Annotated in this window: 22 protein-coding genes, 2 tRNA genes and 1 pseudogene; 16 read left to right on the forward strand and 9 right to left on the reverse strand. The window is 44.5% G+C overall.

Annotated features, from left to right (window positions below; genetic code table 11):
- Positions 1-210 precede the first annotated feature (210 nt).
- From MLE17_RS01340 to MLE17_RS01355, 4 genes are all read left to right on the forward strand, one after another.
- Positions 211-1,011 carry a TIGR00266 family protein gene (locus MLE17_RS01340; protein WP_243345638.1) on the forward strand — a complete coding sequence of 267 codons (801 nt, stop codon included), beginning with the start codon at positions 211-213 and terminating at the stop codon, positions 1,009-1,011.
- Positions 1,012-1,580: 569 nt separating this feature from the next.
- Complete coding sequence (locus tag MLE17_RS01345; protein ID WP_243345641.1) at positions 1,581-2,372, forward strand: hypothetical protein; 792 nt, start codon at positions 1,581-1,583, stop codon at positions 2,370-2,372.
- 33 nt (positions 2,373-2,405) lie between these two features.
- Entirely contained in the window at positions 2,406-3,005 is a 600-nt protein-coding gene (locus tag MLE17_RS01350) for a hypothetical protein (RefSeq protein ID WP_243345643.1), read from the forward strand.
- Positions 3,006-3,026: 21 nt separating this feature from the next.
- Entirely contained in the window at positions 3,027-3,686 is a 660-nt protein-coding gene (locus MLE17_RS01355) for a hypothetical protein (protein WP_243345645.1), read from the forward strand.
- Positions 3,687-3,716: 30 nt separating this feature from the next.
- Here the strand turns inward: MLE17_RS01355 and MLE17_RS01360 are convergent, their stop codons facing one another.
- Positions 3,717-4,871 carry a CapA family protein gene (locus MLE17_RS01360; RefSeq protein WP_243345647.1) on the reverse strand — a complete coding sequence of 385 codons (1,155 nt, stop codon included), beginning with the start codon at positions 4,869-4,871 and terminating at the stop codon, positions 3,717-3,719.
- 388 nt (positions 4,872-5,259) lie between these two features.
- Here MLE17_RS01360 and MLE17_RS01365 point away from each other — a divergent pair.
- The 8 genes and pseudogenes from MLE17_RS01365 (at position 5,260) to smpB (ending at position 12,290) form a co-directional block, all read left to right on the forward strand.
- Positions 5,260-6,048, forward strand: a pseudogene (locus MLE17_RS01365) (ADP-ribosylglycohydrolase family protein).
- A gap of 26 nt (positions 6,049-6,074) precedes the next feature.
- Positions 6,075-6,488 carry a hypothetical protein gene (locus MLE17_RS01370; RefSeq protein WP_243345657.1) on the forward strand — a complete coding sequence of 138 codons (414 nt, stop codon included), beginning with the start codon at positions 6,075-6,077 and terminating at the stop codon, positions 6,486-6,488.
- A gap of 32 nt (positions 6,489-6,520) precedes the next feature.
- Complete coding sequence (locus MLE17_RS01375; RefSeq protein WP_243345664.1) at positions 6,521-6,979, forward strand: hypothetical protein; 459 nt, start codon at positions 6,521-6,523, stop codon at positions 6,977-6,979.
- Between the two features lie 35 nt (positions 6,980-7,014).
- Positions 7,015-7,740: a DUF6250 domain-containing protein gene (locus MLE17_RS01380; RefSeq protein WP_243345667.1), complete on the forward strand. Its 726-nt coding sequence runs from the start codon at positions 7,015-7,017 to the stop codon at positions 7,738-7,740.
- A 154-nt stretch (positions 7,741-7,894) separates the two neighbouring features.
- Complete coding sequence (locus MLE17_RS01385; protein ID WP_243345669.1) at positions 7,895-8,221, forward strand: hypothetical protein; 327 nt, start codon at positions 7,895-7,897, stop codon at positions 8,219-8,221.
- Positions 8,222-8,343: 122 nt separating this feature from the next.
- The gene (locus tag MLE17_RS01390; RefSeq protein ID WP_243345677.1) at positions 8,344-10,767 is read left to right on the forward strand and encodes a TonB-dependent receptor; all 2,424 of its coding nucleotides are present in this window, start codon (positions 8,344-8,346) and stop codon (positions 10,765-10,767) included.
- Positions 10,768-11,213: 446 nt separating this feature from the next.
- Positions 11,214-11,786, forward strand: a complete 573-nt coding sequence (locus MLE17_RS01395) for a YIP1 family protein (protein ID WP_243345679.1) — start codon at positions 11,214-11,216, stop codon at positions 11,784-11,786.
- 51 nt (positions 11,787-11,837) lie between these two features.
- Positions 11,838-12,290, forward strand: a complete 453-nt coding sequence (smpB, locus tag MLE17_RS01400) for an SsrA-binding protein SmpB (RefSeq protein ID WP_243345688.1) — start codon at positions 11,838-11,840, stop codon at positions 12,288-12,290.
- 117 nt (positions 12,291-12,407) lie between these two features.
- On the opposite strand, the gene MLE17_RS01405 is transcribed toward smpB, so the two are convergent.
- From MLE17_RS01405 to MLE17_RS01430, 6 genes are all read right to left on the reverse strand, one after another.
- Positions 12,408-13,253, reverse strand: a complete 846-nt coding sequence (locus MLE17_RS01405) for a sugar phosphate isomerase/epimerase family protein (protein WP_243345689.1) — start codon at positions 13,251-13,253, stop codon at positions 12,408-12,410.
- Between the two features lie 79 nt (positions 13,254-13,332).
- On the reverse strand, positions 13,333-14,721 hold the full coding sequence (locus tag MLE17_RS01410; RefSeq protein ID WP_243345692.1) for a carbohydrate porin: 1,389 nt from the start codon (positions 14,719-14,721) through the stop codon (positions 13,333-13,335).
- A gap of 103 nt (positions 14,722-14,824) precedes the next feature.
- Positions 14,825-16,165 carry an L-fucose:H+ symporter permease gene (gene fucP, locus MLE17_RS01415; RefSeq protein WP_243345694.1) on the reverse strand — a complete coding sequence of 447 codons (1,341 nt, stop codon included), beginning with the start codon at positions 16,163-16,165 and terminating at the stop codon, positions 14,825-14,827.
- A gap of 31 nt (positions 16,166-16,196) precedes the next feature.
- Positions 16,197-17,120, reverse strand: a complete 924-nt coding sequence (locus MLE17_RS01420; protein ID WP_243345703.1) for a carbohydrate kinase family protein — start codon at positions 17,118-17,120, stop codon at positions 16,197-16,199.
- 75 nt (positions 17,121-17,195) lie between these two features.
- A complete protein-coding gene (locus MLE17_RS01425) occupies positions 17,196-18,197 on the reverse strand; it encodes a LacI family DNA-binding transcriptional regulator (protein ID WP_243345706.1) in 1,002 nt (333 codons plus the stop codon).
- Positions 18,198-18,424: 227 nt separating this feature from the next.
- Positions 18,425-20,362 carry a DUF4914 family protein gene (locus tag MLE17_RS01430; protein ID WP_243345714.1) on the reverse strand — a complete coding sequence of 646 codons (1,938 nt, stop codon included), beginning with the start codon at positions 20,360-20,362 and terminating at the stop codon, positions 18,425-18,427.
- A 543-nt stretch (positions 20,363-20,905) separates the two neighbouring features.
- Between MLE17_RS01430 and MLE17_RS01435 the strand changes: the two genes are divergently transcribed.
- Positions 20,906-22,363: a hypothetical protein gene (locus tag MLE17_RS01435; protein WP_243345716.1), complete on the forward strand. Its 1,458-nt coding sequence runs from the start codon at positions 20,906-20,908 to the stop codon at positions 22,361-22,363.
- A gap of 71 nt (positions 22,364-22,434) precedes the next feature.
- Here the strand turns inward: MLE17_RS01435 and MLE17_RS01440 are convergent.
- Positions 22,435-22,521 (reverse strand) — tRNA-Ser (locus MLE17_RS01440).
- A 170-nt stretch (positions 22,522-22,691) separates the two neighbouring features.
- Positions 22,692-22,778 (reverse strand) — tRNA-Ser (locus MLE17_RS01445).
- A gap of 157 nt (positions 22,779-22,935) precedes the next feature.
- Here MLE17_RS01445 and mltG point away from each other — a divergent pair.
- The 3 genes from mltG to MLE17_RS01460 are packed head-to-tail and all read left to right on the forward strand — an operon-like array spanning position 22,936 to position 26,450.
- Positions 22,936-23,961: an endolytic transglycosylase MltG gene (gene mltG / locus MLE17_RS01450; protein ID WP_243345718.1), complete on the forward strand. Its 1,026-nt coding sequence runs from the start codon at positions 22,936-22,938 to the stop codon at positions 23,959-23,961.
- 32 nt (positions 23,962-23,993) lie between these two features.
- The gene (locus tag MLE17_RS01455) at positions 23,994-25,454 is read left to right on the forward strand and encodes a glycosyltransferase family 2 protein (protein WP_243345721.1); all 1,461 of its coding nucleotides are present in this window, start codon (positions 23,994-23,996) and stop codon (positions 25,452-25,454) included.
- Between the two features lie 6 nt (positions 25,455-25,460).
- Positions 25,461-26,450, forward strand: coding sequence for a DUF4922 domain-containing protein (locus MLE17_RS01460; protein WP_243345724.1), 990 nt, complete (start codon positions 25,461-25,463; stop codon positions 26,448-26,450).
- The last annotated feature ends 242 nt before the right edge of the window (positions 26,451-26,692 follow it).

The following is a 26,692-nucleotide window of genomic DNA, read 5'->3' on the forward strand; positions in this document are numbered from 1 at the left end:
GGCTTACTGCTATTTCCTCTTTTCACAAACAGACTCTACCTTCATCCGGAAGAGTCTGTTTGCGTTTTCCTACTGTTTATCCAAATGAATGCACCTGAATCTAGCGGGTAAGGTCAATTTATATATATTTGCTGTCTGAAGAGCATCGGACTCTTATGCCGATGCTGAATGCAGAAATCAAACGTTTACAACTATAAACACAATCAACCTATGAGATCACATGAGATAGATTACCAAATCTATGGAGAAGAGATGCAATACATTGAGATCGAGCTCGATCCGCAAGAGGTAGTGGTAGCCGAAGCGGGCAGTCTTATGATGATGGATAACGGAATTCGCATGGAAACGATATTCGGAGACGGATCGTACAACAATTCCGGCATCTTCGGAAAACTACTTTCTGCCGGTAAACGCGTACTCACCGGTGAAAACCTATTTATGACAGCATTTGAAAACGTCGGTTACGGCAAAAGCAGGGTTTCCTTTGCTTCGCCCTATCCCGGCAAGATCATTCCGATAGCCCTGGCGCGCTTCGACGGCAAGTTTATCTGTCAGAAAGATGCTTTCCTTTGTGCAGCCAAAGGGGTGCAGGTAGGCATTGAGTTTACCCGCAAGCTCGGCACCGGACTCTTCGGCGGTGAGGGCTTTATCATGCAAAAGCTGGAAGGTGACGGACTGGCTTTTGTGCACTCAGGAGGCACACTGGTAGAGAAACAGCTTGCAGCCGGTGAAGTTCTGAAGGTGGATACCGGTTGCATTGTGGGTTTTACCCGCGATGTGCAGTATGATATTGAATTTATCGGTGGTATCAAAAACTCACTCTTTGGCGGTGAAGGACTCTTCTTCGCAACCCTGCGCGGTCCGGGCACCGTCTATGTACAGTCATTGCCGTTTAGCCGACTGGCCGATCGCATCATCGCTTCTGCTCCCAAAGCAGGTGGCAGTCGACGCGAAGAGGGCAGCATCCTGGGAGGTCTGGGCAACCTACTTGACGGTGATAACCGGTTCTGATTCTGAGAATAAGTTATCGTCTATTGTTTTATAAAGTTACTATCATCCCGGATCGGATGGTAGTAACTTTTTTTGTTTCTACAAATGGGCTCTTTCTCCGTACCATCTCCGGTGCATATTATCTATTATAGTATAGATATAACATACATATAGCTTAGATATAGCATATATATAGTATATTTTTAAAAGTATATAACATCTATGCTATAAATATATTATTACTAACTTTGTAGTGAACCATAATAGATATACAGGTACGGAGAAGCCCCCTGTATGACACATAGAGAGCACTGATTTGAATCGATATACACCGATAAAAAAAGATTCTTCCCCGTCCGCACCAATATTAATCCGCAACAGCCTCTCCATTATCCAAAATACGTTAACTTTGAACATCAAAGCAGAAAACAAAGTTATCCCGGATAGGAACGACTTTATCTTCAATACATTTCAGGTTAACGATAGTCTATTAAAAGGAAGGTTCTCAAAGAAATCCAGGCCAAAACAATCGGTCGGGATTACCCCTCTAAAGTTTCAGAACTTATTTATTTAACACAAAACATCTAATCATGAGTAAGAATCAATATCCGGATGACTTGCCCGATAAAAAAGAGCAACTCCGAAAAGAGAATGAAATAAAAAAAGAAAAACTTCGCCAGGAATATGGCGCAGATTTATCCGGAAGCAACAAAAACCTTTCACCTGAGATTGAAGGACAGTTTCTGGATTATATACTGAACTTTGAGAAGGCCTTCGAAAATGCTGAACCCATACAACTTTTCGAGATGATCGGAAGACCCGAATACCGTAAGTCGGAAGATATTCCCGATACTGAAATCGGAGAAGAACTGGACAATCTCTTTGAATTACTCAATCAACACAACCTCACTGTGGACACTATTTGTGAGGTAGAAGATCGTGAATTGTACCGGTTTATCACCGAAGAACTCTTCCTTGAAGAGATCGACAATATGAAAGTCCCCGGGATGTTCACCCACTTTACGTATGAAGAGTTTCATCCCAATCATGCTTATGACATTGAAAATCACAGCATCGACTTTTTCAGAATTTACCTGGACAAGAAAAGCACCTATTACACAACCTTCTTGTCAAAAGAGGCTGAAGCAGGAAACTGGCATACTGATTTCAGAGCCTCCTTCAGAGCATTCACCATCCGGAAATTCTCCATCACGAAGCTCTTTTTTGATCTGGAAAAAGCCCGGGTGCAGTTCGAATGTGACTTTACCGGAGAAATTGAAAACTCAATAGAGAAGGTTCGTTATTCAGGGAAAGGAAAGATGGAGTTGGTCAATCAATGGGGTTTCTGGTGTATCGACAAACTGATATTGCCTCAACATTAAACACAACGATTTCCACCAAATATCATAAAAATCATGGGCATCACCATTCATTACCGCGGACGATTCAATCCTGCCGCCAACTTATCAGAAATGATTGACGAGATCGAAGACATTGCCCGGACACAAGGTTGGGAATATTTTATTTTTGAGCGGGAATTTCCTGTTGATCTTTATAGTGATCGTATGACCTTAAATCATCCGATCACCGACAACATCTACGGTATCTCCTTCTCCCCTCCCCATTGTGAAGCGGTGCAATTCTCGTTTCTGTCCAACGGTCGCATGAGCAATCCGCTCAACTTACAGCTATACGGCCAGTCTACCAACCCTCAGGAACAAGAATTCCTTTACATGCTGTTTACCAAAACACAGTTCACCGGTGTTAAAACCCATATGGTGATCGTTGCATTACTCCGTTATCTGAGCAATAAATACCTCTCTGAATTTGTCGTAAATGACGAAGGAGAATATCGGGAAACGGGAGATAAGTATCTACTGGAAAGCAATTTCAGAAAGGTTGAAAATTATATCGACCTGGTCCAGAATAGCTTTGAAGCATTTCCAATCCATGAAAACGAATCAATCGAGCAATACGTTGACCGGTTGATGGGATATATCTTTAAGAATAAATGAGTTCCTATAAAAGCAAAGCGTATGAATTCCCATCCTGACTATATAGAAAACGTACACAACAACTTGCCCGACAAGCTTTCAGAAGATGAACTGGAGCAATGGGGAAAGACTCTCTTTGAACCGGATAAAACAATTGCAGACAAAAAACAAGCTCTGGCAATCCTGGCTCACTCCGGAAAGGTTTCGGCACATCAGCATCTGAAGAAATACGCCGAAAATCCGGAACAGGAACTGGAAGAGTGGGCTAAGTTGGCATTAGGCGAGTCTGTTCTTTTCCTACGAATGGAATTGGGGGTTGAAGATGAAGACTTTGTCTATACCGGCATCGGGAAAAACAATGACCAACTGAAGTTTTGTTTCATGATACTGCCCCGCGAAGAAGATCAGCATTTTAAAAACTGGCAAAACATTTACATAGAAACGGAAGCCAACGATATTGCCCGGGAACTTGGCTGCGAGCTTGAGTGGTACGAGGCTAAAGATGATTTCTTTATGTTCAGCATCCTGATGCCCACAACGATTTCCGTCGCCTCATTTATTGAAAAAGTAATCGAGACCTGCAATCAAATGGGCAATTTCATTCTGGAAGATTATTATTGCGGCTGTGAGAAACCCGACGATTCAGAAACATCGGAGATTATGGATATTGTAAGGGGGAAAATTCCACCACCTGAGTTTTAATGATGTAAGATATATTCATCTGAATCAGTACTACTTCTCCCATACCAGACAAAGTCTGTTATTTGGGTCCAATACTATCTTCCCACCGGAAAGTTGAGATTCCCGGTTTAGCATTTTAGCCAACCATTGGGCATCAGTTCGGGATGCCTTGTTCAACCTGAACTTCCGGATCGGCATAGGAGACATGGTCAGATTGACCAGTTTCCCGGTAGATGGATCTATTTCTACAAAATACATCAGAGCCAAATCCGGCCTGTAGGCCTCTTCCCCACCGATGCCTTCGTAGTCGTTTAACAAATCACCGCATCCGTACAGAATCAGTTTGCCTTTATACACTTCCAATCCTTTCGCATGGTGTGAAGAGTGGCCGTGGACAATATCCACTCCTGCTCCGTCAATTAGACGATGGGCAAAACGGACATAACTTTCAGGCGTTTCATATCCCCAGTTGGCTCCCCAATGAATCGAAAAAACAACAATATCCCCATTCTTCCTGACCGATTCAATCTTTTCCTTTATCCGTTGAAAGACCTTTTCCGTCAGATCGGGCAATAGATTTACTCCTGCTCTATTTGCAGTAGCAGCCCACTCTTCAGGAACTCCGCTGTAGAGCGTTCCGCAGGAATAGATAATCACCTTGCCTTTGCCCTTCACCGAAACGATGGCAGGTTTCTCTGCCTCATCCAGATTTACTCCGGCACCTGCATAATGAATATCTGATTTTCTCAAAGTTGCAAGCGTCTCCTTCAGTCCGGTATAGCCCCAGTCCAGGACATGATTATTGGCCAAAGAACAGTAATCAATCCCGACAGCAGTAAGACTGCCGATGTTGCGCGGATTCATCCGGTAGTTGATTTCCTTGTCAGGCCAGCACTCTTCGCTGGAAGTCACGGCCGTTTCCAGATTGATGATTTTAATATCAGGACTGAATCTCCTCAATTCCTTCAACCCGTCGCCCCAGATGTAGAAATTATTCACGGGATGTGGTATCGGTCCGTTAACCTCCTCCGCAATGCGGATATAATCACGGGCATCGCGTACATACGATTCATAAATAACAGGAGAAACCGGATAACGAAGGATCTGGTCAATTCCTCTTCCTGTCGCCACGTCACCACACAGAAAAAGTCGGATTGTAGCGGGAGTATCTTTGGGGTGAGTGTTTGAAAGATGGGGATGGTTCATGGTTTCAGAATGAGTAACTGTGCTTTTTCTTTGCAAAGGATGTCGGGATGAATCCGAACAGGCTGTAACGCAAAAAATGGTGGTAACAAGCAGTACAATTAGCCTGTCCCATCGGATTATCCGTTGTTTAATTGCGTTATTTGTATTCATTCCTGTTTCGGACATTAATAAGCAATTGATCTGCTACAACATTCTGTTGACATATTGCATATTGATGACTATTTCGTAACGTATGTATTTCTACTTTTGTTTGCGTGACCGGCAATTATTCGGAGGAAAGATATTGGTCAGAAAAAATAGATTTCAAAGCCATATCCGGGTTGAACAATAAATTATAAATACCTTTGTAGATAACCTGTAAAATGGAGATTCACCTTAAATTATACTTATGTTAGGAGTAATTATAGGCGACATTGTAGGTTCGCGATTTGATTTCCGTGATTTTAAAAGCAAAGCATTTGAGCTGTTTCATCCTGAATGTGACTATACCGATGACACGATATGCACGGTCGCTACAGCCGATTGGTTGATGAATGACGAAGCTTTGCAGGCCTGTCAATACCAGGCAACCCTGCTTGATTATTGCCGCAAATACCCCAATCCGATGGGTGGTTACGGTGGTTCGTTTGCCCGCTGGATAAGAAGTGATGCACCGAAGCCCTACGGCAGTTTCGGGAATGGTTCGGCTATGCGCGTCTCTCCCGTAGGATGGTTTTGTAATACGCTGGAGCAGACGTTAGATCTCGCGGAACGTTCCGCAGCGGTCACCCACAATCATCCGGAGGGAGTAAAAGGAGCACAGGCTGTAGCTGTTGCTATCTTTCTGGCCCGTTCCGGAAAAAGCAAACAGGTGATTAAGGAGGATATTATCGCTCGTTTCGGTTATGAACTGGATAAAACCTGAGACCAGATCAGACCAACCTATCAGTTTAATGAGACCTGCCAGGGAACCGTACCACAGGCCATAACCGCATTTCTGGATAGTACGGACTTTGAAGAGGCTATCCGGCTGGCTATTTCACTGGGCGGAGACAGCGATACGTTGACCTGCATTACCGGAGCAATTGCAGAGGCTTACTACGGCATCCCCGATGCGTTGATTAACAAGGCACTGCAATATTTACCTGAAGAGCTTCTGGAAGTCTATACCACTTTCAGTAGCCGGATAATCAGATGATTTTCTTTACATTTAACCAATAAGCGATGAAGACGTTTCCGAGACTCACCCCGGCATACATCACCACCCTTGCCGATAATGAAATCTTTGTATTCGGCAGTAATATCCACGGCATGCACGGTGGTGGAGCCGCACGACTGGCCCTGAAGTGGGGCGCCATTATGGGACAGGGAGTCGGTCTGCAAGGTAAAACCTATGCCATCCCGACCATGTTTGGCTCGGTTAGGGAAATTAAACCCTATGTCGATGAATTTATCTGTTTTGCCCGGCAACACCCGAACTACCACTTTCTGGTCACTGAAATTGGATGTGGTATTGCAGGATATACTCCTGAAGATATCGCACCGCTATTTGCCCAGGCGGTTTCTGACGATATTCAGAATATCTGGTTGCCGGAGCGCTTTGCAAAGGTAATTGCCGGAATTAACGAAGGGAAATAATATATTTGCAGAAACCCGATAGTATAAAACCGATGTTTGACAAAGAGAATTACCGAAATAACATAGACAGCCATCCCCTGTTCCAAAAGGGGAATGAAATATTGGAAATGGTCATTCAGATTACCGACCTAATCCCTGAAACTGAAGACCACTTAAATACCATCAAACGAATCATGCTGGAGGACGCACTGATGCTGACCTCCAAAGTAGCGGGTGCAGAGGGCGGCGACCTCTATGACCTGCGCATGGAGTGTGCCGCACTGATCCGCAAAGCTGCCCGCAACCTGATGGTACAGAATCACACACTGGAGATGTTCGGTTTCGAGCACACCGAATACTTCGATATCGTGCGCAAACTGATTGAGGAATATCGCCTGCTCTTCATCGACTGGGTGGCAGGCTTCGATAAATGGAATTATATTGTGGATGACTGGGGATTGTTTAATCCTCCGGGCATCGGACCATTTGATGGGGAAAATAGTTCCCTGTAGTTGAGCACCCACTCTAAAACATTTAGCAAACTCTTATGCACAATATCACCAGCTTATCATTCTCCAGACGACTTATACACAAAGTCGCATTTGCCATCATTTGCCTGATTCTTACTCAGTCAATTTCTGCAAAGAAAATAAAATCCGTTCTTTTGCCCGAAAACTGGATCATCGAGCAGGAATCTCCCCAAACGAAAGTGAGATTTTCAAAAGACACCGTCGAAATAAATTCCCCCAAAGGCATTACCCTCTGGTACAATCAGCCGCTCTCGGGAGACATCAGCATCAGTTACAAAGCACTATTCATCATGAATGGTGGTCCCAACGACCGGCTCAGCGATCTGAACAGCTTCTGGATGGCACAGGATTCTCTACATCCCAATGATTTCTTCGCCCGGAAAGAGTGGCGGGGAGGCGTTTTCTCAAAATATTATTCCCTGAAAATGTACTATGTGGGCTTTGGCGGCAACAACAACACTACCTCCCGTTTTCGCAAATACGACGGCGATTACGACAGCTTCAGGCAAGGGAAAGTACGTCCTGACATCATCAAAGAATACACCGATGCAGCACATTTGCTCAAGCCCAATTACTGGTACGATATCAAAATTGAAGTCGTTGGAAATAGAGTCACTTATATATTGAATGGCGAAAAACTCTTTGACTATACTGACCCGGCCCCTTATCGGTCAGGATATTTCGGATTCCGCACCGTACAGAGCCACCAACTGATTACCGGATTCAGGATTGAAAGACATTAAAAATCGGATAACCAAACGAATAAATGCAATAAACTGATTACCCCGATATCTAACAGGTATCGGGGTGTTTTTTTGTCTTATACAGATGGATTCACTCTATTTAAAATTGAATTAGCCAAATCCAACCGGTTTTCCTTCTACCTTTGCAGGCAAGATGAAAAGCCGGAAACGACATATAATCCTGATTGCGTGGCTGCAACTTCTCCTGCTACTGTTCCCTACTGCGGTGAAATTCATTCACCGCCATACGCAAGCGGACGTTTGCCGGCAAGAGAAGCAAACGGGATATGTTATTACTGGAGGTAAACATGCTTCTGACTGTCCCATCTGTGACTTTGAGTTTGTACAGTTCGTACAACCGGAGGAAGGAATTCTCCCGGAGCAACCGATTTATCCCGACAAACAATATGCGTTTCATCTTTCAGCCGTTACGGTTGAAGCCGTAGCACTTCCTTCTCTACGGGCACCTCCTGCGTGCTGATATTTTCATTCTCAGAATCAATTCATCAACAAAGCTGATGGCTTCTGTTACAATCTATTATATCCGTGTATCTGTTACGTTGACAGATGACTCCTATTTACATTAATCAATAATCATTTTCAATGAAAAGAATATATCTTGTACTGACGCTGATAGTGTCGGTTACACTTCACATATCTGCACGTACAACGGCGAAAGCCATTCTCACCGGGAAAGTCACCGAAGCTGCCACCGGCAATACGCTCCCCGGAGTAACCATCTATTTCCCCGACCTGAAAGTGGGAACCGTTACCGACATCAACGGTAACTACCGCATGGAGAATCTGCCCAACACCAAAGTGCTGATACAGGTTCAATACCTCGATTTTCGTACCGTCATAGAAAGCATTGACCTGACGAAAACCGCTGTAAAAAACTTCGCGCTCGAGCACACCGTGACTGAACTGAACGAGGTGGTGGTAACCGGACTTTCCAAAGCCGGGGAACAGAAACGCACCCCCACTCCGATCAGCGTTGTGCCGAAGCTTCTGCTTCTTCAAAATAGCTCGACCAACATCATCGACGCCATTGCCTCTCAGCCCGGAGTTTCGCAAATCACCACCGGAACAGGTATCTCTAAGCCGGTTATACGTGGATTGGGGTACAACCGCGTGGTGGTGGTTAACGATGGTATCCGTCAGGAAGGACAGCAATGGGGCGACGAGCACGGCATCGAAGTAGATGAATATGGCGTAGGCAGGGTGGAGATACTGAAAGGTCCGGCCACACTGATGTATGGCTCGGATGCAATGGCGGGGGTTGTCAATCTGCTGCCGGAACCGCCGTTGCAGGAAGGTAAGATTGCGGGCAATGTGACAACGAATTACCAGACCAACAATGGGCTGACAGGTTATTCGCTCAATCTGGCAGGCAATAAAAAAGGCATCATCTGGGACGTGCGGTACAGCCATAAGATGGCGCATGCCTACCAAAACCGATACGATGGATATGTCTTCAATTCAGGATTTCGGGAGAATGCCTTCAGCGGAAAGATTGGGCTAAATAAATCGTGGGGATATTCACACCTGACACTGAGCGCTTATCACCTCCAACCCGGCATGGTGGAAGGCGAACGTGACAGTGCTTCGGGCAAATTCCTTAAAACGGTTATCAATCAAAACGGACAGGAAGATTTCGCCATTGCCTCCGACAAGGACATGAAATCCTATCATCCGCAAATGCCCTACCAGCAAATCGACCACTACAAGGTTGTCTGGAGCAATAACCTCTATCTGGGGAAAGGCAATCTGGCGGCAACCTTGGGACTTCAGCAAAACCGGCGCCAGGAGTTTGACAATATTCTGACAAATCAATACGGACTCTATTTCCACATGAATACGTTGAATTACGATGTCAAATACAACTTTCCGGAAATCAACAATTACAACATCTCCGTTGGGGTAAACGGCATGCAGCAGGCTTCCCGCAATAAGGGGACAGCATATCTGGTGCCGGAGTATAACCTGTTTGATGCCGGGATATACGCCATTGCCCAAAAGGCTTTGGGGAAAGTCGATGTGAGCGGAGGTGTGCGTCTCGATAACCGCCACATTGATAGTCAAAGCCTATTCGTAAACGACAAAGGTGAAGCGGTAAGTTCAACAGAAAGCGGTGCCACCGAACGGTTCTCTGCATTCAGAAAGAATTTCGGTGGAGTGTCAGGTAGCCTGGGTGCGACGTGGCAAATCTCCAAAACCCTGTTTACCAAACTCAACCTCTCGCGTGGTTTCCGTGCCCCGAATATCTCCGAATTAGGAGCAAAGGGCGTGCATGAGGGGACTTTCCGTTACGAGATTGGAAACGTCAACCTGAAGCCTGAAAACAGCCTGCAACTGGATTACACTTTTGGACTGAACACGCAACACATCTCTGCCGAACTGAATCTCTTTGACAACCGCATCAACAATTATATCTTCGCCCGCAAGCTCAACAACGTGGCAGGTGGCGATTCGTTGATGGACGGAACTACCGCGTTTAAGTTCGTATCCGGAGATGCTCATCTGTATGGCGGAGAGTTCCGTTTCGACATTCACCCCCACCCGATAGATTGGTTGCACATTGAAAATGCCTTCTCATACGTGCGTGCCATGCAGTTGCATCAGTCCGATTCGACAAGGAATCTACCGTTTACTCCCGCTCCGAAATACCAGTTGGCAGTCAAAGCAGAGCTGCACAAGTGGGGAAAATTCATCCGAAACGGTTACCTTAAACTGGAGCTGGAGAACTATTTTGCCCAAAACAACGTCTTTTCGGCTTACAATACCGAAACACGCACTCCGGGCTACTCTCTGCTCAATCTGGGACTGGGAACGGACTTTACATGCAAAAGACATACACTCTTCTCCATTTACATGAATGTAACCAATCTAACTGATGTTGCCTACCAAAGTCACCTTAGCCGCCTGAAATATGCTCCGGTCAACTATGCCACCGGACGGACTGGCGTCTATAATATGGGGCGAAATTTTAGCGTGAAGTTGGTGGTGCCGATTGGCCGGGATCATTAAGGTGATCAATACGGACGTATTAAGATGTCCAATACGCCCGTATTCATGTATCGCATACGAGCGTATATGAGTGTCGTATATTAGCGTATGCGATTGTCGAATACGAGCGTATACGAGTGTCGCATATTAGCGTATGCGATTGTCGAATACGGGCGTATGCGAACATCGAATATTACCCTATACTTTACCAATATATAACGGGTATCAATTCAACCGTATAAGTTTGAAGGATTATCCCGTGTGATTCAGGGTGACTGAAACGAGCGAATCAGTTTTTACGGTAAAGTACGAGCGATTTTAAGCGGTAAACACGGGTTAGTCCAAACACCCACAATATCAGGGGCAATCGGAATAGAAATTAAAACGGTTATCCGACATTTTAGCAAAACCGTTCTTTAAACCTCTCTATTAATTTTTATCTTTGCACGAATATAACGACCCAGGAAATGATTAAGAATATTTTCACCTCCATACTTTTGCTTATCACCCAGCCTGCCAGGGCGTGGGATATGTTGTCAAAACGCGAAGAGAGCCACCAGGAATATCTGAGTCGCTTCGTCTATCCGTTGATTATCACAGCCACCATAGCAGCTTTTCTGGGTAAAATATATCAGGCTCGTGAAGATGAAGGCATGCAAACTGCAATAAAAGAGGCAACTACCGTTCTTACCGGACTTATAGGAGGATTCTACCTGGCCGCTTTTGCGCTAAAGCAGATAGCCGGTCGTTGGTATCCCACGATTAAGGGAGACAGCCGCTTTTTCCAGAAATATGTCGGTTATGCCTCTTGCATCACATTTGTTATCGTGGCCGTATTGGAACTGATTCCTGACTTTTTCTTTATCAAAGTAGGTGAATTGTACGTTATCTATATCATCTGGGAATCCATCGGCCCGTTTGTCAAACTTGATGAAAAGAAAAGAATCACCTTTACTGCTGTTTTCTCGGCCCTGATTCTTTTATCTCCGGTAATTATCGAGAAAATCCTCTTTTCCCTGATGCCGGGATTAAAAGTTTGATTTATAACAACCTACCATTGACAATTCTTATTTTGTAAATACATTTTCACAGTGAAACCATCTTCCATCAATATAAAAAATAAACGCGCCAGCTTTGACTACGAATTGCTGGATCAATACATTGCCGGTATCGTGCTTACCGGGACCGAAATCAAATCCATCCGTCTGGGAAAAGCCAGTCTGGTTGACACCTTCTGCTACTTCGCCAACGGTGAGCTTTGGGTCAAAAACATGCACATCGCCGAATACTCGTATGGTTCCTACAACCAGCATAATCCGCGCCGCGACCGCAAATTGCTGCTGACAAAAAAAGAGTTAACCAAACTCTGGCGTGCGACCAAGGATACCGGTTTTACCATTGTCCCCTCGAAGCTTTTTATCAGTGAGAAAGGGCTTGCCAAGCTGGTTATCTACACCGCAAAAGGTAAGAAAGAGTACGACAAGCGCGAAACCCTGAAAGAGAAAGAAGACCGCCGGGCCATGGACAGGGCGTTCAAGAAATAAAACGAAAAAGCAACGATATGGAAATCATTCCAACCGTTGCTTTTCTTTTTTAAAGGCTTGCAGAGAAAGCCCCAGTAGGCTTTCAACTGCAAAACCTTACTCAAACACACATTTCAACTATTTATACCATTTTTCTACCATCTGTTTCATAAAGGCGAGACTGCCTTTAGCTAAATCTTCAGAGTTGTATTTAGACGGTCGCCACAATGAGGTCGGCCCCACCAATTCTTTAATCTGAGACGAGAAATTCTCCAGTACCAAAGGCCCCTGGTAATTAATCTCAGCCAATGCACGGAACAGGTCGTCCCAATGTACATTCCCCTCTCCCATCATACCACGGTCACTTTCTGTCATGTGGACATGTTTCAGGCGGCTTCCAGCTTTGATCACCGGCTCATAAAAGTTCCTTTCTTCAATATTCATGTGAAAGGTATCCAAATGAACGCCAATATTATCGGCACCAATGGCCTCAATCATCTCCAGTACCTCTTCCGCTGCCGTAAAGACATAGCTTTCGTAACGGTTGATAGGCTCGGGGGCGATGGTGATGTTTCGCTCTTTGGCATAGGCCGCCACTTCTTTAAAGACCTGCTGCACGATTTTACGCTCATCCGGTGTACAGGGCTGTCCGGTAAAGGTTCCTATGGCGGAATGCAACACACCACCCAGGAAGTCACCCTCCATCTCTGCCACTAAATCCAACGCTCTTTTCAGCAAATCGGTCGCTTTATCCGGATAGTACGGGATGTGGCAATTGGCAGGGATATTGAGCGACAGTCGTCCTTCCACGCCATTATCATCAAGTTGTTTTTTCACCGTTTTCGCATCAAAATCGAGCGTTGACGGCAAGCTTATTTCCAGCATATCAAAGCCGAAGCTGGCTGTTTGTTGTATCGCGTATCTTCCTCTCTCTGCATCCCAGGAAGGGATAAACGATAATATGGATGTTCCAAATTTGGGCATAATCTTAATTTACAATTTATTCATTTACAATTGACTCTCTGATTCGCATTTGCTTATTGCTAATCCGCTAATTTTCAAATTAGAATATCCACCACTCTGTCTTCACACCGATGTAAGTCCCCCACTGTTTCTGGTTGATTTGCAACCAGGGCGAATACTGGTTATTCTTTGCAAAGTCGTTATAACGAGCCAGAGAGAATACCAGACGAATGTGCGGACGACACCACGGGTCACGTTTACCCAGCGGCACAATGGTCGGTGCAAAATCAAACTTCATCATCTCAGCATTCGGATTCACACCGTCTTTACGGATGGCGTAGTGTGCCTCTCCCAACAGGTGTAGCCAGTTGGTTGCATAAAACAATCCACGCATACCTACCACAAAGTCCGTTTTGCGGTTGTAAATCTGGTTACCGTTGAAGTAAGTCGCTTTACCGTCACTGTCGGCACCACCTTTACTTTTGGTAAATACTCCGTAACCATTCAACGACAGCTTTCTTGACAGGTTCAGCAGAAAATGCTCGACAGTCGTAAACGAATAGGCACTAGTATATTTGCCATTTTCATCAGGAGCACCGTAAGTAGCCCAGGTATAAGTGGTTCCGTTATCTCCTCCGTTGGCAATGCCATGTCCGTAACGCATTGAAAACTGGTTAAATGACCCCGGCAAAGCGGTCTTGATATCGTTATTATACTTCGCACCAATCACCCAGCCGTTGTCTGCGGCATATTTGACAGTTGCTTTTTCAGAAGTTCCGGCTACGTGGTGGAATTCACCCAGTAACTTCAGGACGGAACCATTTTTCGAAAGAATGCTATGCTCAATCACCCAGGCCTGACGTTGACGAATAACCGCATTCTTAGAATTTCCGATATTAATAGCATAATTATAGGGATAGACACCTGCCGAATCAGTATTTGCAGGCATATACATGGCAATCTCCGTATTCTTATGGCTGAATCCGAATCCCTGAGCCGAGTGGTCATCAAAGTAGAAGTAGTCCGTAATATGAATATCATCGTAACGACGGAAACGAACGCCTGCCCATGCCGACCATTTGCTACCCAGAATATTTTTACCTTCAATGTAGGTTTCAGGCAAAATAAAGGTCAGTCCACTCATGGTACGTGTACTCGTATTTCCCATAAACTGACCGTTCTGGGAATACATTCCCAATCGTACCTGAAACGTTACATTTGTACAATCTTTCCCTGCGATCATCGGAGTAAAGTGCAGTGCTGGCAACAAGTCCATATAATCCACTTGCTCCATACGTCCGCCCAATGAGCCCTGACCGTTAAGATTAAGTGGTTTCCACATATTACCTTCACCGGTGGGTGATGCACCCACTCCGATACGTCCTGTTGTTCCGAATGACATCCGGGTGTTGGTAATTACGACCTGCGCTTTCATTACCTGAATGAAGAGCAACATCGCTATAATGATGATTGATTTTGTGTTTTTCATTTTGTTTAATCGTTTAACCTGCGATGCAAAAAAAATAGCAGGGAGAAATTGAAATTTGTTTAGGCTAAATATTCAAATAGATTAAAAGGGTTATAAGGGCAAATTAATATGCTGAACATTCGGTATCGGACTCTGATTTTTCCTTGTATCCTCTCAAAGCGTAGAATGCGATAAAGACGAAACAAAGCAGCGGAACGAACAAAGAATTTGAAATTCCAGCCACATCAGATACAGCTCCCATTATCATGGTCAGTACAGCACCACCAATAATAGACATAACCAGCACCGAAGCAGCCAGTTTGGTATGTTGTCCCAGGTCACGGATACCCAATGAGAAAATAGTCGGATACATGATAGACATAAAGAAGCTGGTAGCCACCAAAGCCCAAACACCGATATTTCCGGGAAGCAAAACACCAATCAATAATAATACTACATTAATAACAGCATAGATACCCAATAGGTTGTGCCCTTTGATTTTCTTCAACAAAGCTGTTCCCACGAAACGTCCTGTTGTAAACACCAACAACGAAATAGTCAGGAAGTTAGCTGCAATTTTCTCAGGTGTTCCCGGAACAGTTCCCTGAATGTAACGAATCAAATAGCTCCAGATACATACCTGTGCACCTACGTAGAAGAACTGTGCCAAAACGGCTTGTCTAAAATGACGTTTGCCGAAGATGTGCACCAAGGTCCCTTTTGCGGAAGTTTTTTCTGCATCTTCCTCATCTTTTACAGTCGGGAATTTTGTAATGGCAATGGCAAAAGCAAAGGCCAGAATCACCATTCCAATCACTAAATAAGGCATTTGCACGGCATGAGACTCAGCTGAATAGTAGGCGTTCAGGGCTTCGGGAGACATTTTGGCCATCTGCTCTTTGGTATATTCCACACCCGAGAAGATGAAATGCTGACCAACCAGAATACCGGTTACGCAACCAATCGGATTAAACGATTGAGCCATATTCAAACGGAAGGTCGAAGTTTCAGGAGTTCCAAGCACTGATACATAAGGATTAGCAGCCGTTTCCAGGAAAGCCAGACCGGAAGCAATCACAAACAGGGCAAAGAGGAAGAATCCATAAGATCCCAGGTTTGCCGCCGGAAAGAAAAGAAACGCACCGGTAGCATAAAGCAACAACCCGATAATGATACCAGCCTTGTAGTTAAACTTCCGCATCACCAATGAAGCCGGAATGGCAAACAGAAAATATCCCATGTAAAATGCAGACTGCACCAGACCCGATTGAAAATCGGTAAGTTCAAACGTTTTCTTGAATTGTTTTATCAGAATGTCGTTTAGGTTATTGGCCATTCCCCACATAAAGAAGAGGCTCACGATAAGAATAAGCGGCAACAGATAGCTGCTTGCTTTTTGTACTTTCTCACTGGTCGATGCCGATGCAACGACGGTTTTCGCTGAATTAAAGCTTGAAGTTTGCATAGATTTGTGTTTTAAAGTATTAGGTTTTGAATTAAAAGGCAAGTTCAGGTTCTTTTTTTGTGATAAATTCGTTTAGGTTTTCAAGATTATATTCTGGGCAGGCTCCTTCGTGTGAAGCGACAAATGCACCCAATGCGGTGGCATATTTCATACCTTCTTCTGCCGGTGCTCCCTGTAATTTTTTAGCTAAGAATGCAGCAAGGAAGGAGTCTCCGCTACCTACCGTATCTTTCACCTCTACCAGGTAAGCCGACAATGAGCAACTTTCGGTCAGGGTGTAATAGGTTGCTCCTTCTGAGCCTTTGGTTACGATTATCTCGCTAATGTTGAATTCTTTTTGCAGAAATCGAACGCAACCCACTTCATCATCACATTCAAGGGAATACCATTGAGCAAGCAATGCCACCTCGTTTTCGTTTAACTTCAGTAAATCGCATTTTCCCAACAGATATTCCAGGATATCCCGCGAATAAAACGGAGGACGAAGGTTGATGTCAAACACTTTGAACTTCGCCTCTTCAATCAGGCGGTAAAGCGTTTCGCGTGATGTTTCGTTGCGTGTCACCAGACTGCCGAATACGAATGCGTCAGCATTTCTCACCAGTTCAGCCTGCTGCTCATTCCATTCGATAAAATCCCAGGCAGCACCTTCCTGGATGGTATAGCACATCTCATTGCCGGGTAATACGGTCGCCAAAACCTGTCCGGTTTCGTGATTGGTATCCGGCTGGCAGTAATTTGCAGGGATATTCCATCCTTTGAGCAAATAATTTAACCGGTCTCCCAGGTTGTCTGCACCTACCCGACTAATCATACGGCTGTCGATGCCGAATTTACGCAGATGGTAAGCCACATTCATCGGTGCGCCGCCGGGTTTGGTCTGTGTTGGGAAAATGTCCCAAAGTACTTCGCCGTAACACACCACTGTCTTGATTTTAAGGTCATTTGAGTTCATGATAAATATATTATTGATTTGAATTATTAATCCAAAGAGATTGTTTAATCGTTTAAACATTCGGGCAAAAAAATATTATCTGGAAATAACAGAAGATTGGCGGATGATAAGTTCAGTGTCCAGGATAACCGATTCGTAAGAATCAGGGTTTTCAATGGCATTGAGGAGGAGCTTCACAGCCTCGCTACCGAGTTCGGTCATAGGCTGTCTCACATAAGTAACGGGAGCATAAAACAGGTCAAAAGCATCTGTTTCGTCAAATCCAACCACTGCGACCTCATCGGGGATCCTTATCTTTCTCTCATTCAGGCTTTTCAGGCCGGAGATGGTCAACAAGTTGGTTGTAAAGAAAATAGCATCAACAGGTTCAGGTTGTGAAAGGAAGCGGGTTACCGCAGCCGTTACATCTTCGGCTACGTGATCAATACGCACCTCTCCGACCAGCGAAGGGTCATTCATCAATTCCACAGCACCTCTCTGACGTTCATTCAGGTGATGCAGGGTGGTGGCGTAAGATACCACACCAATGCGTTTGCGACCGTTATCTATCAGATGCTGAACAGCTTTAGCCGCTGCACGATAGTTGTCAATAGTCACGCAGTTTGCCGTAATTTCAGGAAAATAACGGTCAATCATCACGAAGGGAACTCCTACTCGTTTTAGATAATTGACCTGCTCTTCACAACGTTCCGGAAAAGCGATGATAAATCCATCCACCTGACGGTTCATCAGCAGCATAATGAGGTCCTGTGTCTTTGAGCCACTTTCGTCAGAACTGCCAAAAATGACAGTGTAACCATGTCTTTGCGCTTCATCCTCGATAATGCGGGCAATCTGGGACGAATACGGGTTAGCTATGTCAGCAACAATCAGGCCGATCGTAAGCGTCTTTTGCGCTTTGAGGCTGCGGGCGATTTGGTTAGGTTGATAGTTTAGGTCAATAGCCGCCTGTTTGATCTTGGCAGTCACCTCTTTGCTGATCCGGCCCTCTTTCTTATTGTTCAGCACATAAGAGACCAGTGCTGTCGATACTCCGACATGCGCTGCTATATCTTTTAAGGATACTTTCTTCTTCATGGCTGAACTGATAAGATTTTTATCTGATTACGCTTTGATAGGACAAATATAATTGGTTAAACGATTAAACCAGCACCTAAACGCAACTATTTATTACTATTTAACACACTATCATTCAACCAATCGGTCTGAAACAAAACAGTCCGGCACATTTAACCAATTGATATTGAATAAAAAAGCCCACCGGAGCAAACCGATGGGCCTTAACAATATATTAATCGTGGGGATTAATCTTGAGATTCGAGATCTTCCATAGTCAGGAATGAATATTGGTATTCCATTGGAAGCATTTCATTGTACTCTTCGACAGAAGCACCGTTAAGGCAAGCCTCGATGATTCTTCTACCCAGTGGGTTCAAGCCCGGCTGAAGGTATTTAGGCAGCTGTTTTCTGAAGAAGTCGTACAGGATTTCAGCTCCTTTGTCGTAACCCTCTTCTCCTACTTCAGGCTGACGGTACACTTTAAGGAAGCGTGAAGGAATTTTAGCGCCTTCGATAGTTACATAGTTCATCTCGTAACCCAACAGCGGACAACGCGCCGGTTCGTACTGATCACGACGGAACATCGCATTACCACGACGGGTCAGGTACTCACGCATGAAAAGCTGCGGTCTGAAACCTACTTTCCATACACCGATGTGCTGGTTAGGAGTCAATGTATAACGAACACGTGGGGTGTTTACGATCTGCTCAAGCAACAGGTTAGCGTGGTGAATCATCTGACCGGTAGCAAATGGCCAGTATGAACCTACACCTTCGCTCTCCATCTCGCCTGTATCCACGATACTTGGGTTAGCAAATCCACGTGGACTTACCAGACGCCACAACCATGCCAATGCTGGCGGCAACAGGTGGAACATACCGATGATACCGTAAGAAGGAGCTTCTTTGGTACATGGCGGAGTGCGCACCCCGAAGCTACGTACGTCAACCGCAACCGGTTTGTTCAATACGTTAGGGAAGTTCTTTCTTGGGATCACCACACGTGGGTTCGGACATCTTTTACCCGGAGCATCTTCAATGTGGTTCCAGATGATAGCCAAACCATCAGGTTTAGTATCGATATTTAAGAAAAGAAGCGGCTCTGATGGGTTCAGACTGAGTTTTTCCAGAATAGGCTCATCACCATAGTTATTTACCCCATCGGTACGCATAAACCAACCGTTCTCTGCATCAATTACAGTTAACTTACCACTTGTTTTTTGAACTGATGGGTGACACATTGCCATGTCATCGGTTACAGGGTAGTAAGAACAGAACATCGGGATAGAAATCAAACGCTCTTCCTGAGTCGCCATATTCAGACCGATTTTGATCTGACCGTTCGCTTCACGTGGGATGTTTTGCATCATCTCACTCTTACCACCTCCCGAAGCACCTTCGTGCATGAAAGTAGTCAGATTGTCGTAAGGGCTTGCAGCCTGTACGGTAGAACAGTGAGTGGTGATCCAACCCTCTTTTTCACCTTTATCCAAAAGAACTGCATAAAGACCTTTCTTAGCACTTGGTCCCGGATAGAGGTTATATGAATACACTTCGTGCAGATGCTCGGTACGGTTGTGAACCACGATCTGTTTGCCATCGAAGTGAGTATGTCTGAATGGAGGAGCAACGAATACAGCCGATTCGATTTTGAAATCTGAAGGAAGAGTATCGGTAGCCATCAGTTTCTGCAATTGAGCCAGTCCGAATCCAAAGAAGCCGGCATTAGCAGGAGCAATTACCAAACCACCCACACCTACAGGATAGTGTCCTGCAAAGTAAAAATAGGTAATCAGATCCTGATTTTTCAGCCATTCGAAGGTCTCTTTTCTCATTTCTGAGAATTCGTAACCACATTTGTCTTTGAATCGTGTCTTATCAGTCGGTTTCTCATCGCCGATCAACATGGTGTTGGGGTCTCTGCGGCGCATGTATGATTCAACATAGTTTGCAGAAATACCATTGATCACTTTGTGAACTACAGCCTCAAGGACTTCTCCTTTACCGGGAACATCATATTTCACTTCGAAACTGTTGTTTCCTTTACCGCCATAAGATGCCTCCAACAAATCCTGAGTAGAATTGTAGTGAGTCACACTTTTAGCTTGTAAAAGAAGATTTTCGATCTCGAGGGGAAGCGAAATTCCTTTTACTCTCAGTGTTTTTAATACGTCTGTAATCATATTCATCAGTTTAAATTTACTTTCCAGAACATTACCTCCTTTTAATCAGAGGGTTAGAATGAAAACATTAGGGTTTTACTTTTTCCGCTCGCAAAGATAACTAATAATTTCCAAAAATCAGCCTTACCCCAAAGTCAAAGTAGATGCGAAAACCCGCTACATCACTGAAACTTACGCAATAAAAAATTGAGCTGTTCTGCAATTTAAAAACACCGACATATTTAAGAATGTATCAAAATAACACAATCCGTGCACAGCCAAACTCCCCTTACGATAATAGCGGTATCTGGGCTGTCAAATGTGAATCAACCGATATCAAAAAGAGGCTTGTCTTCATTTTTTTTCGCAAATACCAAATCACAACCATTGATATTTGATATATTTTGCTTATTATTGCATTTAAACCGATGTTTTACACATATATACTAATCCACAACACTCAATCCCCCCATTAAAAAGAGCTACAAGACTATGTGTAAAGCATTTGAGCTATCCGAGCCCTAGGGGGCTACAAATTCAATACTTACCAAAAACTTATTCATTATGAGAAGGACAAACTTACTTAACAAAGGAAATTTTATTTCACTAAAAACGGGATTAACATTTCTATTGCTGCTATTTGCCACCAAAAGCCATTCCGGCAATACCCTAATCTCAGAATCATGCGCCTCTTCACCTACTGAGTGGAGCTACACAAACAACAACACCAATAATCCAATCCAGAAGGAGGGCTATTGGCTACTGGATGCAGGAACGCCTGGCGACCAGATCATCAGTCCGGCCTTCGACACTGGCAACTACACCAACCTGACGCTCTCATTCAGCTACGCCGGTTTTGATAACGGAAATTATAATTCGATCTTGGTTTCGTACTCCACAGACGGGGGCGCCTCCTGGTCCGCAACAAACTTCCTGACAGCTACACCCACCTCTAATAGCACATTCACCGCTTCGGGCGACCTGATCATCGGAACAGCAAACACCCGCAATTTCAAATTCAGACTATCCAATCCAGGAAGCAGCGGTAGAGGTGTCAAAATCAAAGACATCTTGTTAACCGCCTCGCCAATCATCACCGCCCCCACCTCACTCGAAGCTACCTGCATTTCACTCAAAAGCTTCAACGCCAATTGGAGCGCAATGCAGGGTGCAACAGGGTATCTCTTAAACGTAAATAAATCAACTCCGGCCATTGACGAAAACTTCAATACAATTGCAGCAAGTAGCTCTTTCGTCACCTCCGGAAGCGGGGCTTCTGGAAATCTAAACTTAAGCAACTCAGGCTGGAGTGTAATAAACGGATATGCAGCCGGCGGAACAGTCAAGCTGGGCACAAGTTCACTGGCAGGCACCTTAATTTCTCCCGCCTTAAATCTATCCGGAAAATTCAAAATAACCTTTAAAGCTGCCGCCTGGAGTGGCGATTCAAAAACAATCGACATCTTACTAAACGGAACGGCGCTAAAAACAATCACACTGGACAACAACATCTCATCCGCCTCAGAACTCAAAGAATTCACCATATCCGGAGTCGGCACAGGTGTTGACACTATCAGGTTTTCAGCACCCAAAACCACATCCAACCGATTCTTTATCGACGATGTAAAAATATGCAAACTTGAAGCGATTGAAGGCTCTCCATTTTCCGTAGCCACGGGAGAAACCTGCTACAAAGTCAGTGTTTCAACATCCGGAATCTACTCTTATACAATCCAGGCGACAAATAACATCTACACAAGCGAAGAATCAAATGAAGTAACAGTGGGCGTCAACTCCATATCAGAAGCAACTACAGCTAAAGTCAATCAAACAACCCTTACTCTATCCAAAGGTGCTGTAACCATCCTTAATCCGACACAAAACGAAAAGATTACAATATACAAGACCAACGGAGCGATTGTATCACAATTCACCCCAACCAAGACAATACATATCCCACTACCGGCGGGAATCTATTTGATCAGGTCATTAAATAGCACACTAAAAGTGGTAATCGAATAAGCAAAGCGACACAAGCAGAAAAGCCGCCTGACATAAAATATCAGGCGGCTTTTTTAGCAATTAATCTGAAGCGGAAGCGGGGGGATTCGAACCCCCGGTACGGTTACCCGTACGTCAGTTTAGCAAACTGGTGGTTTCAGCCACTCACCCACACTTCCTTTCTGCAAAGGGATGCGTCTCAATTGCGAGTGCAAATATAAGACAGAACTTTGAACCTCGCAAGTATCTTTGAAAATTTATTTCAGAAAATAAACGGAAATAAAAAAACCCGAAGAAAGAACTTTCAACGGGCTTTATGGTACATTTCTCGAAGTCATTAGATTTTGAGCGGAAGCGGGGGGATTCGAACCCCCGGTACGGTTACCCGTACGTCAGTTTAGCAAACTGGTGGTTTCAGCCACTCACCCACACTTCCTTTCTGCAAAGGGATTGCTTCTCGATTGCGGTTGCAAAGATATGTCGGAAGTTTGAATCTGCCAAGTGTTTCGGAAAGATTTTAATTAGAAATTATTTCGTACTTTTGGCCGTCTATTCGCATTTGTACATATATATCATTAGCCAAAACGTAAATTATGAAAACAAAATTCGGGGGTAAGCACCTGACTCTTAGTCTGCTTGCCACAGCTGCTTTTGTAGGTTTGATACTCTTCTATTTTATCTTTATCAAAAGCTTTTCCAGTGAAAAATTTTCTGTAAATATTCGTCCCAACACCCAATATACGGAGGTTGAAAGCCAACTTAAGGCTCATGCAAGCACCCCTTCGATGACTTTCTTCTCTCTTTTGAATGGTATTTTCAATTATAAAGAGCATGTAAAGGTAGGACATTATGAAGCAAAAAGAGGGACTTCAGTATGGACACTCTTCAGCAACATGCGCAAAGGCCGCCAGACTCCGGTCAGACTTACCTTTAATAATATACGCACCAAGGAGCAACTGGCCGGTCGTTTTGCCGAACAGTTAATGGTTGACTCAATTACCATTATCAACGAATTTAATAATCCGGACACTTGCGCTAAATATGGATTCAATATCGAAACTATCCCTGCAATGTTCATTCCGGATACCTATGAAATGTACTGGGACATTTCGCTCAGCAAGTTTATGAAACGGATGAAATCGGAGTATGATGATTTCTGGACTGCCAAACGCAAAGCGGAAGCAAAAGAAGTGGGACTTACCCCGGTGGAAATTTCAACCCTGGCCTCTATCGTTGAAGAAGAGAGCAACAATAAGGAAGAAAGACCCGCTATTGCAGGACTTTACCTGAACCGGTACCGCATCGGCATGCCACTGCAAGCTGACCCGACCGTTAAATTTGCCGTAAATGATTTTTCTTTGAAGCGTATTTTATTCGAACACCTGAAAGTCAATTCACCATACAATACTTACAAGAATATAGGATTGCCTCCGGGACCTATCCGTGTACCTTCTAAATCGGGGATTGACGCAGTGTTGCATTATCAGAAACACGAATACCTCTACATGTGTGCCAAATCGGATTTTTCAGGCCGACATGCCTTTGCCCGCACCATGGAGGAGCATCATAAGAATGCTCAACTTTACCGTGACGAACTAAACAAACGTAAGATTAAATAAGCAGTTAACCTTTCTACAAAACAGGATTGATTATGAACAAAATAGATTGCTTTATACCCTTGGGCGAAGCTGCCCAGACACTTAAAACATTGGATTATTTACGCGATTCGGGTGTCGTAAATAATATTTTCCTGCTTTCTACAAATGCAGAGTTTACTCTGCCCGGCTATGAAACAATTGTAATTGATAGCCTCCAAAGCAGTGATACAGTCGCTAAAATAGAAGCCAAATCCAAAGCTGAATATATCCTAATCTACTCAAAAACTTCCATTCTTGGACTCGGCTATTTTGCATTGGAGCGAATGGTCAAAATTGCAGAAGAGAGTGGCGCCGGACTGTTATACTCGGATTACAACGAAGTCAAATTAGGCCGCGTACATCCGGTTCCTTTGATTGACTGCCAGGAAGGAAGTGTACGTGACGATTTTAATTTCGGCTCGTTGATATTATATAAAACTGAAGCAATCCGTCAGGCTGTGACCAAAACGGAAACATCATACAAACATGCCGGACTTTACAATCTGCGCCTGAAGATTTCACAGCAATGGCCGTTGGTGCATTTGAATGAATATCTCTACACGGAAGTCGAGCTGGATGAACGCGTGTCAGGTGAAAAGCAGTTTGACTACGTTGACCCCAGAAACCGTGCTGTACAAATCGAAATGGAAGAAGCCTGCACCGACCACCTCAAAAAGACAGGTGTATGGCTGAAGCCGGAATTCAAAGCCGTTTCTTTCAACCAACAGGAATTTGAATTTGAGGCATCGGTAATTATTCCGGTACGTAATCGCGTCAACACCATTAAGGATGCGGTTAAATCTGCTCTATCCCAGAAAACAAACTTCCCCTTCAACGTTATTGTCATCGACAACCATTCGACAGACGGCACCAGCGATGTCATCGAGGAGTTCAAAATGGACCACCGACTGATCCACATCATCCCCGAAAGACTGAACCTTGGTATTGGCGGCTGCTGGAATGAAGGAGTGCATCATCCTCAATGCGGAAAATTTGCCGTTCAGTTGGATAGCGACGACATCTACAGCTCACCGCAAACGCTGCAAACCGTTGTGGATGCCTTTTACGACCAAAACTGTGCGATGGTGGTCGGCACATACCGTATGACCAATTTCGCTTTGGAAGAAATTCCTCCGGGCATCATCGACCACCGCGAATGGACACCTGAAAACGGTCGCAACAATGCTCTTCGCATCAACGGATTGGGTGCTCCACGTGCTTTCTACACGCCAATGCTCCGTGAAATCAAGGTTCCGAATACCAGCTATGGAGAAGACTACGCACTTGGTCTGAATTTTTCCCGCGAATATCAAATCGGACGTATTTACGATGTACTTTATCTCTGCCGCCGCTGGGAAGGCAACTCCGATGCTGCATTGGATGTACACAAACTAAATGCCAACAATCTTTACAAGGATAAAATCCGCACCATTGAGATGGCAGCTCGTAAACGCTTGAACCAAAAACAGAACTAACACTGCATGAATCGTATTCTCACAGATAATGAATTGAAGCCGTTCCTCCAGGGAAGCGGCTTCTCTGCTAATGCACGGGCGTTGCTGGCCCAACAACGAATCCACTTCCCACTGGCGGCCAAATTTTACGGCAGCCTGGATGGCGTGCAGGAAAAGTCATTTACCATCGATGGCACAGTCGTTCGCGTACAATTCAATCCGGCGCGTATCCAGTCTTCAGCGGCCAAAGTGGATGCAAAGTCAATCAGCGAGCGCAAATGTTTCCTGTGCGAAGCTCACCTTCCGGTCGAACAAAAGGGACTTTCATTCGGCAATCATTATATGGTACTGGTCAACCCCTTCCCTATTTTTCCGGAACACTTCACCGTTCCTCACCTCATTCATACTGATCAGCGAATTTCAGGCAGAGTCGGAGATTTCCTTGCATTGGCTGATTTGCTGAGCGAATTTGTCATCTTCTACAACGGGCCCAAATGCGGGGCATCAGCTCCTGACCACTTCCACTTTCAGGCAGGAAACAAAGGCTTTATTCCGCTGGAAACCGAATTTGAATCTATCCTCAACGAAAGCGAAGCTGTTTGTAAAAATGGTGAAACCGACATCTACTGTATCAAGCCATTCGGAGCAAACTGTATAGCTTTTGTATCTGATAATATCCGGTCCATTGAAGATGCTTTTGAAAAAGCTTATAACTATCTGTCGGAGAAATCACAAGAAGGGGCTGAACCAATGATGAATCTTCTGGGCTGGAAATGGCAAGATAAGTTTGTCCTGACGCTTTTCCCCAGGAAATTGCACCGCCCCTCACAGTTCTTTGCCGAGGGAGATTCCAATATCCTGTTAAGTCCGGCAGCTGTTGACCTGGGTGGAGTCTTTATCACTCCACTTGAAAAGGATTTTACCAAAATAACGGCGGATGACCTGTCTGATATTTTAAGCCAGATCCTGATCAGTGATGACGAGATAGCTAAATTGTGTAATAGCATTGCTCAATAGAAAATAAGATTCCTCATTTCTAATAATACATGCCGGTAATCCGGGTTTCTATAAATCGCCAGGAGCCCACAAAAATTAATACAAGAGGTAGTCTGTCAAATACATGGCTACCTCTTTTTATTCGTGTTTTAGTGGAATAATTTTCCTCATTATATCTTTCCGAATAACATGGTTACCCTAATTCCATATCTAAAATCAGTGCTGCTACCCTACCCCCTGCTTTGCATTATGACAATCGAATT

This window comes from Parabacteroides sp. FAFU027 (assembly GCF_022808675.1).
Classification (GTDB): Bacteria; Bacteroidota; Bacteroidia; order Bacteroidales; family UBA7332; genus CAXXIC01.

Excerpts from the sequence above, each read along its gene's own strand:
- MLE17_RS01340 (WP_243345638.1), top strand. The coding sequence starts at position 211 with ATGAGATCACATGAGATAGATTACCAAATCTATGGAGAAGAGATGCAA.
- MLE17_RS01345 (WP_243345641.1), top strand. The coding sequence starts at position 1,581 with ATGAGTAAGAATCAATATCCGGATGACTTGCCCGATAAAAAAGAGCAA.
- MLE17_RS01350 (WP_243345643.1), top strand. The coding sequence starts at position 2,406 with ATGGGCATCACCATTCATTACCGCGGACGATTCAATCCTGCCGCCAAC.
- MLE17_RS01355 (WP_243345645.1), top strand. The coding sequence starts at position 3,027 with ATGAATTCCCATCCTGACTATATAGAAAACGTACACAACAACTTGCCC.
- MLE17_RS01360 (WP_243345647.1), bottom strand. The coding sequence starts at position 4,871 with ATGAACCATCCCCATCTTTCAAACACTCACCCCAAAGATACTCCCGCT.
- MLE17_RS01370 (WP_243345657.1), top strand. The coding sequence starts at position 6,075 with ATGAAGACGTTTCCGAGACTCACCCCGGCATACATCACCACCCTTGCC.
- MLE17_RS01375 (WP_243345664.1), top strand. The coding sequence starts at position 6,521 with ATGTTTGACAAAGAGAATTACCGAAATAACATAGACAGCCATCCCCTG.
- MLE17_RS01380 (WP_243345667.1), top strand. The coding sequence starts at position 7,015 with ATGCACAATATCACCAGCTTATCATTCTCCAGACGACTTATACACAAA.
- MLE17_RS01385 (WP_243345669.1), top strand. The coding sequence starts at position 7,895 with ATGAAAAGCCGGAAACGACATATAATCCTGATTGCGTGGCTGCAACTT.
- MLE17_RS01390 (WP_243345677.1), top strand. The coding sequence starts at position 8,344 with ATGAAAAGAATATATCTTGTACTGACGCTGATAGTGTCGGTTACACTT.
- MLE17_RS01395 (WP_243345679.1), top strand. The coding sequence starts at position 11,214 with ATGATTAAGAATATTTTCACCTCCATACTTTTGCTTATCACCCAGCCT.
- MLE17_RS01405 (WP_243345689.1), bottom strand. The coding sequence starts at position 13,253 with ATGCCCAAATTTGGAACATCCATATTATCGTTTATCCCTTCCTGGGAT.
- MLE17_RS01410 (WP_243345692.1), bottom strand. The coding sequence starts at position 14,721 with ATGAAAAACACAAAATCAATCATCATTATAGCGATGTTGCTCTTCATT.
- fucP (WP_243345694.1), bottom strand. The coding sequence starts at position 16,165 with ATGCAAACTTCAAGCTTTAATTCAGCGAAAACCGTCGTTGCATCGGCA.
- MLE17_RS01420 (WP_243345703.1), bottom strand. The coding sequence starts at position 17,120 with ATGAACTCAAATGACCTTAAAATCAAGACAGTGGTGTGTTACGGCGAA.
- MLE17_RS01425 (WP_243345706.1), bottom strand. The coding sequence starts at position 18,197 with ATGAAGAAGAAAGTATCCTTAAAAGATATAGCAGCGCATGTCGGAGTA.
- MLE17_RS01430 (WP_243345714.1), bottom strand. The coding sequence starts at position 20,362 with ATGATTACAGACGTATTAAAAACACTGAGAGTAAAAGGAATTTCGCTT.
- MLE17_RS01435 (WP_243345716.1), top strand. The coding sequence starts at position 20,906 with ATGAGAAGGACAAACTTACTTAACAAAGGAAATTTTATTTCACTAAAA.
- mltG (WP_243345718.1), top strand. The coding sequence starts at position 22,936 with ATGAAAACAAAATTCGGGGGTAAGCACCTGACTCTTAGTCTGCTTGCC.
- MLE17_RS01455 (WP_243345721.1), top strand. The coding sequence starts at position 23,994 with ATGAACAAAATAGATTGCTTTATACCCTTGGGCGAAGCTGCCCAGACA.
- MLE17_RS01460 (WP_243345724.1), top strand. The coding sequence starts at position 25,461 with ATGAATCGTATTCTCACAGATAATGAATTGAAGCCGTTCCTCCAGGGA.